Consider the following 14,936-nt stretch of genomic DNA (forward strand, 5'->3'; position numbering starts at 1 on the left):
CACGGCAAAACGCCTTTACTCCTTCCATGGACCGGAGCCCTGCCGCGCCGGGCACAGGGAACGAGGGGAAACGCATGCTTGTCGGAATAACGATCCTGCTGGTCTTTCAATTGATCGGCGAAGTGGCGGCCTACTTTCTCGGCGGCTTCGTGCCGGGTCCGGTGATCGGCATGGCGATGATCGCCGTGGTGCTGAAGCTGACGGGCGGCGTGAAGACGCTCGAGCCGGCGCATCAACGGACCCTGGAGACGTCGCGGTCCATCCTCGCCAATCTCGGCATTCTCTTCGTGCCGGCCGGTGTGGGCATCATCCAGCATCTCGATCTTATCCGCGACCGGGGTTTTGCGCTGCTCGCCATCGTGTTGCTGTCGACGGTGATCACGCTGACGGTGACCGTCTGGGTGTTCATCCTGGTGAAGCGCCTTTCGGGAGGCTATGCCGATGAATAGTGCACTCTGGGTCTATCTCGCCACCTCCCCCCTGCTCTGGCTGACGGGGACGCTGGTCGTCTGGCTTGCCGCGACCGCCATTGCGAGCCTGCGTCCCGGCAATCCGCTGCTCAACCCGATCATGCTGACGATCGCCGTCATCGCCATCGTGCTCTGCCTCGCCGGCATCGATTACAAGACCTATTTCGAAGGTGCGCAGTTCATCCATTTCCTGCTCGGGCCGGCCACCGTTGCGCTCGGCATTCCGCTTTACGAAAAGCTCTCGTTGGTGAAGAGCAACCTCGTGCCGATGCTGGCCGCCCTCATCGCCGGCAGCCTCACCGCGGTCGGCGCGACGGTGTTCTTCGCGCATCTCTTCGGTTTCTCCTCGTCCGTCGTCGCCTCGCTCGCGCCGAAATCCACCACGGCGGCCGTCGCCATGGCCATCTCCTCCGGCCTCAACGGCGACCCGGCACTGACTGCCGCCGTCGTCGTGCTCACCGGCATCTGCGGCGCCATCATCGTCACGCCGATGATGAATGCGATGCGCATCAAGGATTACAGCGCCCGCGGCTTCGCCGTCGGTCTTGCCTCGCATGGCATCGGCACGGCGCGCGCCTATTCCGTCGATCCGGTCGCGGGGCTGTTTTCCGGCATAGCCATGGGCCTCAATGCTGTCCTGACCTCGCTGATCGTGCACCTCTTCCTCTAGGTCCCGGTGGCGAAGGCGAATGCCCTGCGCGGTAGCCGCATGCTCTTCCCAATCGTTATATTTCATGAGATATAACGTTAAAAGGATACGCCATGCCGACCCAGCCCCGTCTTCTGCCACCCGCCGCGTCTGTTTCGCTGCTTGTTCCGCCCGCCAGCCGTCAGGCGCAGGTCATCGGAGAGAAGACCGGGGCACAGCGTCTGAAGACCTGGGACATTCCCACGACCTTCCATTGCTCGATCATCGGCACCTGTCTGACGAACGGCGAACTGCGCCAGATCCTGCTCAAGGCCGGCCAGGAGGACGCGAAGACAGCGACCGATCACAGCCTGCATGGCCGCGGCGTGCGCCTTGCCGGTCAGCGCGACCAGGCGGCGAAACTGCTCAACAAGGCGCTCGACAAGCGCCATGAAGCCGCCATCAAGCGCATTCCCCGGCAGGCGGACGAGGCCGCACTCCGGTGCATCTGGCGCGAAAGCTTCGACCGTGGCGACATTGCCGGCCCCTACTGGGCGCTGATGAGCCACCCGGCCACGCCGCCCGCCCTCGTGCGCGACATTTTTGGCGAGGTGCACATGCTCTCGCATCTCGTCGGCAGCGCCAGCCGCCTCGATATCGCCCGCCTCACCCAATTGGAAAAGGAATTGGGCATCGAGCGGGACAAGACTGCCCGGCAGGAAATGCGTCTGAAGGCCGCCGCCGAGGAGCGCATCGCCTTGCAGCAGCGTCTCCGCCAGATGGAAGAGCGCGCCGTCAACGCAGAAGCGCTGGCGGCCCATGCCCAGCGCCCCCGTAGTGAAGACATCGCCCTCCCCGGCCGTGCCGATACCGAGGATACGCGCGCCGGCCTGCTCGCCCGGCGCCTGAAAGAAACCGAGGACCGCTACGGCGCGCTGCAACGGGAACTCGAACAGTTGCAGGATCTGTCACACTCGATCCTGCGCGAGAACGAGACGCTCGAAGCCATCATCGCCGCCGAGGATGGTCACGGCGCCAAACACGTCATCCCCCAACAAAGCGGCCCCGTGCTCTATGTCGGCGGCCGGCGCAACCTGTTCGATCACCTCAGGGCCTGTGCGGAAAACCGGAATGTCGATCTCCTTCTGCATGACGGCGGCATGGAGGACAGCACGACGCTGCTGCCCGCCCTTGTCGGACAGGCGGCGACCATCCTTTTCCCGGTCGATCACATCAGCCACGCGGCCGTCGGCCTCGTGAAGCGCCTGTGCCGCGAGCAGGGAAAATCCTATCTCCCCCTGCGCTCGGCCGGCCTTGCAAGCTTCCTCGCGGCCATATCCGGCGCGGGCGGCGCCTATGGCCGCCTTTAGCGAAGAGCCGGCTTGATCTTCGGCCGCTTTGCTGACAGGAGCCGGGAGGTGCGGACGATCGGGTCGGCACCATCAGGAGGCCGATGATGCATTCCACGCCCCAGAACCATGCCCACCCGCTCGGCTTCCTCATAGCCTTCGGCACCGGCGGCCTGCTGGCGCTGATGGTGCAGTTCAACGGTGCGCTCGCCCAGTACGGCAATTCGCTGTTTTCCTCCTGGACCGCCCATGCGACGGGAACGGTCGCCGCGCTGCTGTTTCTCCTCGTGCTGCCCCGTCGCCCAAAGCCTTTCGAGCCGCGGCCGCCCGCGCCGCTCTGGGCCTATCTCGGCGGGGTCTCGGGTGCGGCAACAGTCATGCTCTCCTCCATGGCCGTCAACTCGCCCGCCGGCCTACCCGGCACGCTTGCGCTCGGGCTTGCCGGCCAGCTGCTCTTCGGCCTGATCGCCGATGGCTGGGGCCTGTTCGGTCTGCCGCGGCGGCGCATTTCTCTCCGTGATTTCGCAGCGCTCGCCCTCGTTCTGGCCGGCAGTCTGCTCATCCTTCTTGCCGGGAACCTCGCCTGATGAGCCCGTTCATCCTGATCGCCTGCGCCGCTGGCCTTTTCGTCGGTCTCAGCCGCCAGCTCAATGGCCGGCTCAGCCTTTCGACTTCCCCGCTGATCGCCTCCTTCTGGAACCACCTGGTCGGTTTCGCCGCCCTCACCGTGCTTGGACTGGTCGTCGGCGACCTGTGGCCAGCAAGTGCGGCAGATGCACCGTGGTACGCCTATATCGGCGGCCCGATCGGCGTCGTCTTCGTGGCACTCAGCAGCTGGCTCGTCGCGCGCATCGGCGCCGTAAACACCGCCCTCCTCATCATCGGCGGGCAGATGGTCTGCGGCCTTGCGATCGACCTTCTGCAATCGGGAAAACTGTCGCTCTGGCTTTCGAGCCTCGGGGTCGTGCTCATCATGGCCGGCATGCTGGTCGCGCAGCGCCGGCCGCGCGGCTAACGCCCCGAACGTCGCCGCGCCACGCGCGTTGGAGACCGCAAAAACCATCACGCCCCGTGTCAGGCGACAGCCTGCGCGCCGGTTATCTCCACCAGCGACCCGCACATGAACGCCGCCTCCTCCGAAGCGAGGAAGGCGACGAGGGCGGCAACCTCCTCCGGCTTGCCGATGCGGCCGTAGGGAACGAGCTTGTCGAGATCAGCAATGGTGCGGCCGGCGCGCTTGACGCCAGCCTCCAGCATCGGCGTATGGATTTCGCCGGGGCAGACCGCGTTGACGCGCACCCTGCCCGGCGCATAGTCGCGGGCAAGGTTCTGCGTGAAGGCGGCGACGGCAGCCTTGGTCGTGTTGTAGGCGATATGATTCGGCGCCGGGTAGAGTCCCCATTGCGAGGCGGTGTTGACGATGGCACCGCCGCCCGCTGCAATCATATGGGGCAACACCGCGCGGCACAGATGGAACATCGAGTCCAGATTGACGGTGAAGCTGATCTCCCAGTCCTCGTCCGACAACGAGAGCAGGTTGCCGCGCCGGTTGATGCCGGCATTGTTGACCAGCACGTCGATGCGGCCCTCCAGCGCGAAGGCCTGTTCGATGAGGGAAAGGCAGGCATCCTTCTTCGCGATATCGGCGGCGATTACCGCCGCCCGGCCGCTCTCGGCCTCGATGCTGCGAACCACGACCGCCGCAGCCTCCACATTGACATCGGTCACCACCACCAACGCGCCCTCTGAGGCAAGCCGCCGTGCGATGGCCGAGCCGATGCCGCCGCCAGCACCCGTAACGATCGCGACCTTGTTTTCGAAACGCTTCATGAAATCCTCCCTGGACTACCGGATATAGCTGCCGCCATTGACGTCGAGCGTCGCGCCGTTCAGCGAGGCCTGGGACGGACGCAACACGAAGGCGACGAGCTCCGCCACCTCGGCGGGTGACGCCATTTTACCGATCGGAATATCGGCGACGGCCGCTTGCTTGCCATGGGTAGCGATAAAATCTTCGGCCATATCGGTGCGCACCCAGCCGGGTGCGATGGCGATGGCCGTGACCCCCTCGGCACCGAAACTGCGGGCGATGGATTTGGTCAGATTGACCAGTGCCGCCTTGCTCGCGCCATAGGGCATGGCATCGGCCGCATAGCCGCGCTGGCCGGCACGGCTCGCCATGTTAACGATGCGACCACCACCCTCGGCCGTGAAATGACGGACGGCTTCCTTGCAGAGATCGGCAGCGGCGAAGACATTGACCTGGAACTCCCGCTGCCACGCGGCCTTCCAGTCCTCCGGCGACGCCTCGACCGAAATGTCCGTGCGAATGCCGGCATTGTTGACGAGACCGTGGATGCGGCCTGCCGTGCCGAGTGCCTTCCGCCACAGCGCGAAGGGGCCATCCGGCGTAGAAAGGTCGGCCTGCGCCAGCATCCCGTTGCCGCCGATGCGGGCAAGAAGCGCCTCTGCGCTGCTTGCGTCGCGCCCATAGTGAATGATCGGCCGCGCGCCCTCCCACGCCAGACGCTCGACAATAGCAGCACCGATGCCGCCCGAAGCGCCGGTGACGAGAATGGTCTGCCCCTGCAATGGCTTGTCCATGTTTGCTACCTCAGAAGATCGACCTGCGGGCCCCACGTATCCGACAGCGCAAAGCCGCGGGCGAACGGGTCGTCCGGATCAAGACGCAGTTCCGTCCGACCATAGACACAACCGCGCCCCGTGATCCGCGGCAACACGGCGCGGCGTCCGCCGACCTCCGTATCGCCGATGACTTCAGCGAGAAACTCGCCGCCGATGATAGAGCGCGACGTACGGACGTCGCCCACCGAAACCTCTCCCCGCGCAAAGAGCGTAGCGAGGTTTGCGGAACTGCCGGTGCCACAAGGCGACCGGTCGACCCGACCGGGCGGGAGCGTGGTGCACGTCCGCACGGCACCATCCGGCTCGCGATCGCGGAACATGACATAGGCGATCTCATCGACGCCGGGCAGCGTCGGATGTCGCACCGTCACCTGCTCGGCAAGCAATCGCTTCAGTTCGATACCGGCCTCGGCGAGCAGCCGGGCATTTTCGGGCCTGATGGCAAGACCGAGCTGGCCGACATCAACCAATGCATAGTAGACGCCGCCAAAGGCGATATCGACCTTGATGTGCCCCCAGGGTGTATCGATCTCGTGATCCAGCAGCTCCGCAAAGCTCGGCACGTTGTCGAGACTGACGGAAAGGCAGCGTCCGGCGTCGCAACGCGCCCGCGCCACCACGAGGCCCGCCGGCGTATCGAGGCGGACCAGCGTCTCAGGCTCCCGCATCGTAACACGGCCGCTTTCGAGAAGCGCCGTGACGACGCAGATGCAATTGCTGCCGGACATCGGATGTGCCCGGTCGGCCTGGAGCACGATGAAGCCCGCGTCCGCATCCGGCCGTGTCGGTGCGACGACGAGGTTCACCGACTGGGCGACGTGGGCGCGTGGCTCGAAGGTGACGAAGCGGCGCAGGCTGTCGTCAACGGTGTTGATGTGGTTCATCTTGTCGAGCATGGTCGCGCCGGGAATATCCGGTGCGCCACCGACCAGCACATGACCAAGCTCGCCCTGGCAATGGACAAGCAGGAGATCGAGGGATTTTTCGAAGCGCATGGCGCCGCCTCCTATTTGATATACCAGCCCCAGGGATCTTCGCTCACATATTTTGTGATCTGCTTGGTCTCGAGATAGTTATCGAGCCCCCAACGGCCGAGTTCGCGGCCGATGCCGGACTGCTTGTAGCCGCCCCAGGGGGCCTCGGTGAATGTCGGCTGCGAGCAATTGATCCAGACGATGCCGGCGCGGAACGCTTTTGCAACGCGCTCGGCCCGGGCGTCATCCTTCGACATGACGGCGGCGGCGAGGCCGAAGCGGGAATCATTGGCGAGTTCGACGGCTTCGTCTTCCGTCTTGAAAGACCTGACGCAGACGACCGGACCGAAGATTTCCTCCACCCATGCCGCACTGTAGAGCGGCACGTCGGTGAGAACGGTCGGGCGCAGATAATAGCCTTTTTCGAAACCCTCCGGCCGTGTGCCACCGCAGGCGAGCGTTGCTCCCGCTGCCGTCGCAGCCTCGATGGCCGCCACGACCTGCTCGTATTGCTTCTTCGAGCCAAGCGGCCCCAACAGCACGCCCTCTTCCAGACCGTTCCCGATGCGGATACGGTTGGTTTCCTCGACCAATCGCTTCAGCAGCGGCGCGTAGATCCCCTCCTGCACCAGTACCCGCGAGGTTGCCGAGCAGACCTGGCCCTGGTTCCAGAAGATGCCGAACAGGATCCACTCTACGGCCTTTTCGATGTCGCTATCATCGAAGACCACGAAGGGCGACTTGCCGCCGAGTTCGAGGCTGATGCGCTTGATGTCGCGGGCAGCCGCGGCCATGATCTTCGAACCGACCGGACCTGAACCGGTGAAGGCCAGCTTGTCCACCTGCCCGTGGTCGATGATCGCCTGACCGGCGACGGAACCCGCACCGGTGACGATGTTGAGCACACCCCGCGGCAGGCCGGCCTCGTCGGCGATGGCGGCGAGCTCCAACGCGGTCAGCGAGGTGACCTCCGCGGGCTTCAGCACGACGGTGCAGCCGGCGGCGAGTGCCGGAGCCACCTTCCAAGACGCCATCAGCAGCGGATAATTCCAGGGAATGATCGCACCGGCGACGCCGATCGGTTCCCTGACGGCCTTGGAGGTGAAACGTCCGTCGGCCAGCGCAATCGGCTCTTCCGGGTTGCTGTCGAGCTGTTCGGCAAGACCCGCATAGAAGTCGAAGCAACCGGCGGCATCGGCGATGTCCCAGTCGGCCTCGGGAAAGGGTTTTCCGTTGTCGATCGTTTCGAGACGGGCGATCTCGGCCTGGCGGGCACGGATGCCCGCCGCTATGGCGCGCAGATAGCGGGCCCGCTCGGCACCGGACATCTTCGGCCAGCCGCCGGTGTCGAAGGCGCGGCGGGCGGCTTTCACGGCCAGATCGACGTCCTCCGCCGTGGCGGCGGCGATATGGTGGACGACCTCTTCCGTCGCCGGGTTGACAACCTCGAAGGTCTTGCCGTCGGACGCGGTTTTCCACGATCCGTCGATATAGAGTTCGCTTCGCATGGATAAGCCTTTCAGAAACGGTCGATACGGTAGGGTTTGAGATCGATGGGCGGGGTTGCACCCGTCACGAGATCGGCCATCAGCCGGCCCGTCGTCGCGGCATAGGTGAGACCGAGATGGCCGTGACCGGTGGCGTAGAAGACGTTTTTCCGCTTGGCCGAGGGGCCGATGACCGGCACCGTGTCCGGAAGCGCCGGTCGGTGTCCCATCCATTCGCTGATGTCTTCGACCTCCAAATCGGGCAGCGCTTCCTTCGCACGCTTCACAAGCACCTTGGCGCGGCGATAGTCCGGCGAAGCATCCAGGCCAGCCATCTCCACCGTGCCCCCGACGCGGATGCCACCGGCCGTCGGCGTCACCATGAAGGCGCGAGCGGGCCAGATGATCGAATGGCGCATGGAAATGCCCGGCGACAGGATCTGCGTGTGATAGCCGCGCTCGGTTTCAAGCGGGATGGGTTCGCCGAGCAATCTGGAGAGGCGCCCGGTGAAGGCACCGGCCGCGAGCACGATGCGATCGGCGGCAAGGCGCCGGCCATCGGCAAGCCGCAACGCCGAAACACCGGTTTCCTGCTGTTCAAATCCGACGACATCGCCGGTCTGGATGGTGCCACCCAGCGCCTGGAACCGGTCCGCAAGCGCCGTCACCAACCGGTAAGGATCGGCGATGGAGCGATTGTCGGGGAAGAGCACGGCCTTGGCGATCTTCGTCGTCAAGGCCGGCTCGAGATCGTGGATGGCATGGCCGCCGATTATGTCGTGACGGAAGCCGAAACGCTCGAGGATCTCGATATGCGCGCGGTCGGCACGGAACTCCGCCTCGTCGGCATAGAGGCTGAGGCAGCCTTCGGCGCTCAGCATGTGGGTCAGGCCGGTTTCCCGCAGCAGCGCATCGAGATCCTCATGGACGCGCCCGCAGAGGGCCGCGCCGGCCGCTTCCAGTTCGCGCAGCTTCGACGGACGGCTGGCGGCAAGGAAACGCAGAAACCACGGCACCAGCTTCGGCATGTAGGCTGGACGGATGCGCACGGGCCCTTCGGGGTCGAGCAGCCATTTCGGCATGTGAGCCCAGACGCCCGGTCGCGAGGCCGGCATGAACTCGGTTACCGCTATGCTCGCCATGTTGCCATAGGAAGCGCCCTTGCCGGGCGTATCGCGGTCGATCAGCGTCACGGCAAAACCGCGGCGCTGAAGCGCGTAGGCGATGGTGGTGCCGATGACGCCGGCGCCGATGACCGCGATGGATGACACGGGAGTGTGCTCCTGGAAAAGTACCGGAGGCACAAGCCTCCGGTCCGGGTTGTATCAATTGAGGACCGGCGCGATAGCCGCGCGAAAATCCGCCTTTTCCTGCTCGGTGAGCTCCCCCAGCGGTGCACGGCAGGTGCCGACAGGAGCGCCCTGCAGCTCGCAGCCATACTTGATCTTCTGCACGAACTTGCCGCTTTCGAGGATGTTCATCGCACGGTAGAGCACCGTCATCTTCTCGCGCGCCGCGGCGAGGTCGCCCGAGCGGAAGGTGCGGTCGAGATCGACGCAGGCGGCGGCCATGCAATTCGCCGGACCGCAGATCCAGCAGTCAGCTCCCCAGAACATGAAGTCGAGTGCAATATCGTCCGAGCCCGAAATGAGATCGATGCGCCCCTTGTAGCGCGCATGGATATCGACCGCGCGCTGCAGCACGCCCGAGCTTTCCTTGATGCCGATAACACGCGGATCGTCGGCGAGCGCATCCATCAGGTCGAAGCCGATCTCGATGCCGTCTTTCGGCGGATAGTTGTACAGGATGAGGTTGATGTCGGTCGCATCGAGCACCGCGCGATAGTGCGCCAGCAGTTCGTCCTGCGTGGGGCGCGTGTAGAAGGGCGTGGCGAGCAGGACGGTGTCGTAGCCGATTTCCTTGGCGCGCAGTGTGTTCTCGATGACTTCGCGGGTGGCGGGCGCGTTAGTGCCGGCGATCAGCGCTTCACCTTCGATGGCGAAATCCCTGACGAATGTCAGCACGTCCTCGCGCTCCTCGTTCGAGAGCGAAAAGTATTCTCCGGTCGACCCCATCGGCACCCAGCCGGTGACACCGGCGGCGCGCAGACCGGTGAGGTGCTTTTCGAAAGCCTTGAAGTCGACGCGGTTGTTGGCGTCGAAGGGGGTGACGAGGGCAGGCATGACGCCGGACAGTTTCATGGTTTTTCTCCTAGATGGCGAGTTTCTTGAGGATACGGCCTTCGACGAGCGTGACGGCGCGCGTCAGCGGAAAGGCGATGGCGAAGTAGATGAGCGCGACGACGGTCAAGACCTCGACGGGACGGGCCGTGTTGTTGGAAATGTTCTGGCCGACGAACATCAGGTCGGCCATTCCGACGGCCGAAACCAGCGCGCTTTCCTTGAACAGGCTGACGCAGTTTGACAGCAGCGTCGGGACGGCACGCAGCACCGCCAGGGGCAGGATCACATTCATGACCTGAACCCGGCGCGGCAGGCCGAGCGCGATGCAGGCGTCCATCTGCTCGCGACCGACGGATTTCAGCGACGCGCGAAAGGTCTCGCTGGTGATGGCGCCCATATAGAGCGTCAGCGCAATGACGCCGGAGGCAAGGTTCGACAGCTCGATACCGAGGATCAGCGGCAGGCAGAAGAAGATCCAGAACAGCTGGATCAGCACCGGCGTGCCGCGGAAGAACTCGACATAGACACTGGCGATCCCGCGCACGATGGCGTTCGGCGCGGTGCGGGCAAGGCCGACGAGGAAACCGAGCGAGCAGCCGAGCACGATGCAGATCAGCGTCAGCTTGACCGTTGTCCAGAGGCCCAGCGCAAGCGCCTCCTGGAAGCGCAGAAGTACGGAGAAGTCGAGCGACATGGCTTTTCTCCTAGCTCGTCAGGATCTGGCGGCGGCGTTCAAGCCAGCCGACGACCTGCGAGACGGGGAACGATACGGCAAAGTAGATGAGCGCGGCGATGGTGAAGGTCTCGATCGGCCGGTAGGTTTCGGTCGCAAGCGTCTTGGCCTGATACATCAGGTCCTGTACGGCCACGATGGCGACCAGCGCGCTCTGCTGGAAGATGACGATGCCGTTGGTCAAAAGTACCGGAACGGAGGCGCGCAGCGCACTCGGCAGCACGATATGAAACACGCGCTGCAGCGGATTGAGGCCGAGCGCGATACCAGCGTCGATCTGTTCGCGCGGCACGGCCTGGATGGCGGCGCGGTAGGCCTCCGCGTTGAAGGCCATGAGGTTGAGGCCGAGCGCCAGGATACCCATCGTTACCGACCCGAGGAAGACGTTGAACAGCATCGGCACGCAGTAGAAGAACCACACGATCTGCACGATCGCCGGCGTGCAGCGGAAGAATTCGACGAAAAGCGTCGCCGGCCAGCGGATGACGGCCAGGCGGCTCATCAGAAGAAGCGCCAACGGAAAGCCAAGGATCACGCCGATGAGATTGGCCGCGATCGTCAGTTGCACGGTGACGACGAGCCCTTCGATCAAGGGACCGAGCGAGACGGCATTGAAATCGAACGTATAGTTCACCGCCCGCCCCTATTGCTTGATGTGGAAGACACGGTCGATGAACTCGCGGGTGCGCTCCTCCCGTGGAGCGCCCAACACCTGTTCCGGCGGGCCGTCCTCGACCACGACGCCGCCGGCGCAGAAGATGACGCGCGAGGCGATGTTCCGCGCAAACCACATGTCGTGGGTGACGATCATCATCGGCATGTTCTGGTTGGCGAGCTGAAGGATTACCTGCTCGACCTCCGCCACCAGCTCCGGGTCGAGCGCCGAGGTCACTTCGTCGAACAGCATCAGTTTCGGATCGAGCATCAGCGCGCGGGCGATGGCGACGCGCTGCTTCTGGCCACCCGAAAGCTGGGCTGGGAAAGCATTCGCCTTGGCGCCGAGGCCGAAGCGCTCCAGCAGCGCCTGCGCCCGCCGCATCGCGCTCGCCTTCTTCTCGCCGCGGACCTTGCAGGGGGCGAGCACGAGGTTCTGGATGACGCTGAGATGCGGAAACAATGTGTAGTGCTGGAACACCATGCCGATGGAGCGGCGCACCTCGGTATCGATGACCGTTTTCGCGTCGGGGCCGGCAGAGGATATGTACGGCTTTCCGCCGAAGGTGACAGCGCCGCTGTCGATCTTTTCAAGGCCCATCATCACGCGCAGGAGCGTCGACTTGCCGCCGCCCGAGGGGCCGATGACGACGACGCGTTCACCGGGCTTCATCTCGATATCGAGACCCTTCAGCACCTGGATATGCGGACCGTAGCTCTTGTGCAGCGCGCGGATGGCGACAAGGGGAGCGGATGCGGAGGTCATGCGGGGTCTCCAGCCTGGACGTTGGCGGGAAGCCGAGAAAACCCGGCTTCCCGATCGATCACTTGGAAGCCTTGAGAACGTCGTCGACGGCCTTCTTGATCAGCGCGTCCACATGGCCCGTGGCAACACGCTCCTCAAGGAAGATGTTGACCACCTCGACGTCGGACGCCGACAGCTGGTGCGGCAGACCGAAGGCGACGCCCTGCTTGGCGAGTGCGGGCGTCGGATTGAGCGCGACGGCCCAGTCCGGGTTCGACTGCGTGAAGAGCTGGTTCGTGTCGGAGGCATCGACAAGGATATCCGCACGGCGTGAGACGACGGCAAGGCGCGTCTCGTCATTGCCGGGCAGGCGCAGGATCGTCGCGTTCTTGACGGCTGCCGAGATCGCCTTGTCCTGCGCGGTGCCGGACATGACGGCGAGCGTCACGTCGGCCTTGTCGATGTCGGCAACTGAAGCTGCGCCGGCCGGGACCTTCGGGTTCTCCTTGTTGTAGGCAAGCGAGATCTGGTACTCCATCGCAGGAATGGAGAACTGCACGGCCATGGCGCGGGCAGGCGTCCGGTTCAGCGCCAGGGAAACATCCCACTTTCCGGCCTGAAGGCCTGCGACGATATTGTCCCAGGTCGTGTCGACGAATTCGGGTTTCACCTTCAGGACATCGGCGAATTCACGGCACAGATCGGCGAAGAAGCCGGAATATTCGCCGCTTGCCGGATCCCGCATGATGTAAGGCGGGGCAACAGCCGCGCCGCAGCGCAGCGTGCCGTTCTTCTGGACACCCTGCCAGTATCCCTCCGTCTCCTGGGCCAATGCGGCCGTAGCAGAAAGACCCGCCAACAAGGCGAGCGCGGCCGTGGTCCGCAGAGCGGACGTCATCACGTTCGAAAGCATGTGCATCTTCCCATTTTTGAGCGCGTAAGACGCGCGGTTCCACCCGTCGGCTTTGGCCGTTCTTGCGGTCTTTTTCTGTCGGCTCCGTGTCGACTGATTAATTTATGTCGCCACCGTGTCGACAAAGTCAAGCGGAAATTTTAAGATTGCTGCGACGCGGATTTTCTGGCCCAATGGCCATGAAATGCGGAAAGGGACGTAAGTGTCTGAGGAAATTGAATCGAAACGCGTGCGCGGCATGGGCTCGAAAAGCGTGTACGACACGCTGCGCAACGAAATCCTGGCGCTCACGCTGCCCCCCGGCCAGCTGCTCGACGAAACGACGCTGGCCGAGCGCTTCGACATGTCGCGCTCACCGATCCGCGAAGCGCTGATCCGGCTTGCCGGTGAAGAACTGGTGATCACGCTGTCGAACCGCAGCACCATCGTCGCGCCTATCGAAGTGGCGAGCTTTCCGAAATATGTCGAAGCCCTCGATGTCGCCCAGCGCATGAACACCCGCCTTGCCGCGGCACTGCGCACCGAGGCCGACCTGAAGATCATCGCCAAGCGCCAGAAAGAGTTCGAGACGGCGGTGAAGACCGGTCAGCACCTCAGGATGTCGGAAGCCAACAAGCAGTTCCACATGGCTGTCGCCTATGCCGGCAAGAACGCCTATCTCGCCTCGTTCTACGAACGGCTGCTCAACCAGGGCCAGCGCATGCTGCACCTGCATTTCGAGTATCTGGAGCGCACCGGCGACGGCTATCTCCTGACCGACGAGCACGAATTGATGCTGGAGGCGATCCGCCTCAAGAACGTTGATCTCGCCGACGAACTGGCGCACGCCCATACGCGGCAGTTTCAGGACAACTTCATCGCGTTCCTGCGTGAAAACTACACGACCGACGTCTCCTTCGGTCCCCTTGCTGCCGCGGAATGATCATGTCCCTGCCCCAGAAAATCGGTTTCATCGGCACCGGCGCCATCACCGACGCCATGGTGCGTGGCCTGCTCGCAAAGCCTACGGCCGTGCCGCACATCCTGGTCTCGCAGCGCAGTGCAGATATTTCGGCAGCACTCGCGGCCGACTTTCCGCAAGTTCTCGTCTCAAGCGACAACCAGGCGATCGTCGACGGCTGCGACACGGTGATGCTGGCAATCCGCCCGCAGATTGCCGAGGAAGTCATCCGCCCCCTGCGGTTCCGAGATGGACAGCGTGTGATCAGCGTCATCGCAGCGACGGGTCGTGAGGCGCTGCTCGACTGGATCGGCGCGGATGTGCTTCTTTCGCAGGCAGTTCCTCTGCCCTTCGTCGCCCACCGCAAGGGCGTCACCGCCATCTACCCAACCGACGCCGACACGGCCGCCATCTTCAACGTGCTCGGCGATGCCGTCGAATGCGAAACCAAAGCGGAGTACGACCTGCTTGCCGCCGCAAGCGCCCTGATGGCCACCTATTTCGGCATCATGGACCGCACGGCGCAATGGCTCTCGGAAAATGGCCTGCCGGAAGAAAAAGCCCGTGCCTATCTCGCGCCTCTCTTCGCCGGCCTCTCGAACACCGCGCTGCGCGACCACAAGCACGTCGATTTCATGGACATGAGCCATGAGTTTGCGACCAAGGGCGGCCTCAACGAACAGGTCTTCCGGGACTTCGATGTCGAGGGTGGCTCGGATGCCTTAAGGCTGGCGCTGGACCGCGTATTGAAGCGCATAACCGGGTGACAGACCTCCACCGCGATCGGCCGGCCACCCTTAGGCCGCTTTCCAGGTGAGGCCGCGGCGGCGCCATTCGCTCTCGAGTGCGGCGATGACCTCGGTCTTTGCATACTGGGGAAACCGTGCGTGAAGACGCAATGCCAGATCGGCAATGTCGGCATCGTCAGGCGCAACCTTTTCGCCTTCGTTGCCCAGCCGGCGGATTTCCATTTCGAGTTCCGTTTCCATTTTCCCGCCTTCCTTGTTTTCTGACACGGTAGGACGCAACTGTTCTCCGGGGTTCCGGCATCGCGAGCGACGTCTCGAAAAGAAACACAACGCGAGGCGCAAGACGGGCAGAAGCCCGATATCTGGCATTCGATTCAAATCTTCGGTCGGCTGGTGAGCACTCATCCACCGCAATGCGCCTCGCAATCACGAGTATCTTGGATCAAGCGACAGGCCCGCTACGGT

18 protein-coding genes are annotated in these 14,936 nt (G+C 64.0%); 7 read left to right on the forward strand and 11 right to left on the reverse strand.

Annotated features, from left to right (window positions below):
- Positions 1-74 precede the first annotated feature (74 nt).
- From MUU55_RS21700 to MUU55_RS21720, 5 genes are all read left to right on the forward strand, one after another.
- Positions 75-449 (forward strand): CidA/LrgA family protein, encoded by a 375-nt coding sequence (locus MUU55_RS21700; RefSeq protein WP_244762865.1) that lies wholly within the window; start codon positions 75-77, stop codon positions 447-449.
- A complete protein-coding gene (locus MUU55_RS21705; protein ID WP_244762866.1) occupies positions 442-1,140 on the forward strand; it encodes an LrgB family protein in 699 nt (232 codons plus the stop codon). The genes MUU55_RS21700 and MUU55_RS21705 overlap by 8 nt, the downstream gene beginning before the upstream one ends.
- Positions 1,141-1,232: 92 nt before the next feature.
- Complete coding sequence (locus tag MUU55_RS21710) at positions 1,233-2,468, forward strand: DUF2325 domain-containing protein (RefSeq protein ID WP_244762867.1); 1,236 nt, start codon at positions 1,233-1,235, stop codon at positions 2,466-2,468.
- An 86-nt stretch (positions 2,469-2,554) separates the two neighbouring features.
- Entirely contained in the window at positions 2,555-3,034 is a 480-nt protein-coding gene (locus MUU55_RS21715; protein WP_244762868.1) for a DMT family transporter, read from the forward strand.
- Entirely contained in the window at positions 3,034-3,462 is a 429-nt protein-coding gene (locus MUU55_RS21720; protein ID WP_244762869.1) for a DMT family transporter, read from the forward strand. Before MUU55_RS21715 ends, MUU55_RS21720 begins: the two co-directional genes overlap by 1 nt.
- Positions 3,463-3,521: 59 nt before the next feature.
- Here the strand turns inward: MUU55_RS21720 and MUU55_RS21725 are convergent, their stop codons facing one another.
- The 10 genes from MUU55_RS21725 to MUU55_RS21770 are packed head-to-tail and all read right to left on the reverse strand — an operon-like array spanning position 3,522 to position 12,782.
- Positions 3,522-4,277, reverse strand: a complete 756-nt coding sequence (locus tag MUU55_RS21725) for an SDR family NAD(P)-dependent oxidoreductase (RefSeq protein WP_244762870.1) — start codon at positions 4,275-4,277, stop codon at positions 3,522-3,524.
- Between the two features lie 15 nt (positions 4,278-4,292).
- Positions 4,293-5,051, reverse strand: coding sequence for an SDR family NAD(P)-dependent oxidoreductase (locus tag MUU55_RS21730; RefSeq protein ID WP_244762871.1), 759 nt, complete (start codon positions 5,049-5,051; stop codon positions 4,293-4,295).
- A 5-nt stretch (positions 5,052-5,056) separates the two neighbouring features.
- The gene (locus tag MUU55_RS21735; RefSeq protein ID WP_244762872.1) at positions 5,057-6,088 is read right to left on the reverse strand and encodes a proline racemase family protein; all 1,032 of its coding nucleotides are present in this window, start codon (positions 6,086-6,088) and stop codon (positions 5,057-5,059) included.
- A gap of 11 nt (positions 6,089-6,099) precedes the next feature.
- Complete coding sequence (locus MUU55_RS21740) at positions 6,100-7,575, reverse strand: aldehyde dehydrogenase family protein (RefSeq protein WP_244762873.1); 1,476 nt, start codon at positions 7,573-7,575, stop codon at positions 6,100-6,102.
- An 11-nt stretch (positions 7,576-7,586) separates the two neighbouring features.
- On the reverse strand, positions 7,587-8,825 hold the full coding sequence (locus MUU55_RS21745) for an NAD(P)/FAD-dependent oxidoreductase (protein WP_244762874.1): 1,239 nt from the start codon (positions 8,823-8,825) through the stop codon (positions 7,587-7,589).
- Between the two features lie 54 nt (positions 8,826-8,879).
- Complete coding sequence (locus tag MUU55_RS21750) at positions 8,880-9,755, reverse strand: dihydrodipicolinate synthase family protein (RefSeq protein WP_244762875.1); 876 nt, start codon at positions 9,753-9,755, stop codon at positions 8,880-8,882.
- 10 nt (positions 9,756-9,765) lie between these two features.
- Positions 9,766-10,431 (reverse strand): amino acid ABC transporter permease, encoded by a 666-nt coding sequence (locus tag MUU55_RS21755; RefSeq protein ID WP_244762876.1) that lies wholly within the window; start codon positions 10,429-10,431, stop codon positions 9,766-9,768.
- A gap of 10 nt (positions 10,432-10,441) precedes the next feature.
- Entirely contained in the window at positions 10,442-11,104 is a 663-nt protein-coding gene (locus tag MUU55_RS21760; protein ID WP_244762877.1) for an amino acid ABC transporter permease, read from the reverse strand.
- Between the two features lie 9 nt (positions 11,105-11,113).
- Complete coding sequence (locus MUU55_RS21765) at positions 11,114-11,890, reverse strand: amino acid ABC transporter ATP-binding protein (protein ID WP_244762878.1); 777 nt, start codon at positions 11,888-11,890, stop codon at positions 11,114-11,116.
- A 58-nt stretch (positions 11,891-11,948) separates the two neighbouring features.
- Positions 11,949-12,782: a substrate-binding periplasmic protein gene (locus MUU55_RS21770; protein WP_244762879.1), complete on the reverse strand. Its 834-nt coding sequence runs from the start codon at positions 12,780-12,782 to the stop codon at positions 11,949-11,951.
- A gap of 202 nt (positions 12,783-12,984) precedes the next feature.
- Here MUU55_RS21770 and MUU55_RS21775 point away from each other — a divergent pair, with 202 nt between their 5' ends.
- Together MUU55_RS21775 and MUU55_RS21780 are read left to right on the forward strand one after the other, a co-directional pair.
- Positions 12,985-13,704: a GntR family transcriptional regulator gene (locus MUU55_RS21775; protein WP_244762880.1), complete on the forward strand. Its 720-nt coding sequence runs from the start codon at positions 12,985-12,987 to the stop codon at positions 13,702-13,704.
- Between the two features lie 2 nt (positions 13,705-13,706).
- Entirely contained in the window at positions 13,707-14,489 is a 783-nt protein-coding gene (locus MUU55_RS21780; RefSeq protein ID WP_244762881.1) for a pyrroline-5-carboxylate reductase, read from the forward strand.
- Positions 14,490-14,519: 30 nt separating this feature from the next.
- On the opposite strand, the gene MUU55_RS21785 is transcribed toward MUU55_RS21780, so the two are convergent.
- Positions 14,520-14,711, reverse strand: coding sequence for a hypothetical protein (locus tag MUU55_RS21785; protein ID WP_244762882.1), 192 nt, complete (start codon positions 14,709-14,711; stop codon positions 14,520-14,522).
- Positions 14,712-14,936 lie beyond the last annotated feature (225 nt).

Origin of the sequence: Shinella curvata, assembly GCF_022899935.1 — a bacterium.
Taxonomy (GTDB): Bacteria; Pseudomonadota; Alphaproteobacteria; order Rhizobiales; family Rhizobiaceae; genus Shinella; species Shinella curvata.

Excerpts from the sequence above, each read along its gene's own strand:
- MUU55_RS21700 (WP_244762865.1), top strand. The coding sequence starts at position 75 with ATGCTTGTCGGAATAACGATCCTGCTGGTCTTTCAATTGATCGGCGAA.
- MUU55_RS21705 (WP_244762866.1), top strand. The coding sequence starts at position 442 with ATGAATAGTGCACTCTGGGTCTATCTCGCCACCTCCCCCCTGCTCTGG.
- MUU55_RS21710 (WP_244762867.1), top strand. The coding sequence starts at position 1,233 with ATGCCGACCCAGCCCCGTCTTCTGCCACCCGCCGCGTCTGTTTCGCTG.
- MUU55_RS21715 (WP_244762868.1), top strand. The coding sequence starts at position 2,555 with ATGCATTCCACGCCCCAGAACCATGCCCACCCGCTCGGCTTCCTCATA.
- MUU55_RS21720 (WP_244762869.1), top strand. The coding sequence starts at position 3,034 with ATGAGCCCGTTCATCCTGATCGCCTGCGCCGCTGGCCTTTTCGTCGGT.
- MUU55_RS21725 (WP_244762870.1), bottom strand. The coding sequence starts at position 4,277 with ATGAAGCGTTTCGAAAACAAGGTCGCGATCGTTACGGGTGCTGGCGGC.
- MUU55_RS21730 (WP_244762871.1), bottom strand. The coding sequence starts at position 5,051 with ATGGACAAGCCATTGCAGGGGCAGACCATTCTCGTCACCGGCGCTTCG.
- MUU55_RS21735 (WP_244762872.1), bottom strand. The coding sequence starts at position 6,088 with ATGCGCTTCGAAAAATCCCTCGATCTCCTGCTTGTCCATTGCCAGGGC.
- MUU55_RS21740 (WP_244762873.1), bottom strand. The coding sequence starts at position 7,575 with ATGCGAAGCGAACTCTATATCGACGGATCGTGGAAAACCGCGTCCGAC.
- MUU55_RS21750 (WP_244762875.1), bottom strand. The coding sequence starts at position 9,755 with ATGAAACTGTCCGGCGTCATGCCTGCCCTCGTCACCCCCTTCGACGCC.
- MUU55_RS21755 (WP_244762876.1), bottom strand. The coding sequence starts at position 10,431 with ATGTCGCTCGACTTCTCCGTACTTCTGCGCTTCCAGGAGGCGCTTGCG.
- MUU55_RS21765 (WP_244762878.1), bottom strand. The coding sequence starts at position 11,890 with ATGACCTCCGCATCCGCTCCCCTTGTCGCCATCCGCGCGCTGCACAAG.
- MUU55_RS21770 (WP_244762879.1), bottom strand. The coding sequence starts at position 12,782 with ATGCTTTCGAACGTGATGACGTCCGCTCTGCGGACCACGGCCGCGCTC.
- MUU55_RS21780 (WP_244762881.1), top strand. The coding sequence starts at position 13,707 with ATGTCCCTGCCCCAGAAAATCGGTTTCATCGGCACCGGCGCCATCACC.
- MUU55_RS21785 (WP_244762882.1), bottom strand. The coding sequence starts at position 14,711 with ATGGAAACGGAACTCGAAATGGAAATCCGCCGGCTGGGCAACGAAGGC.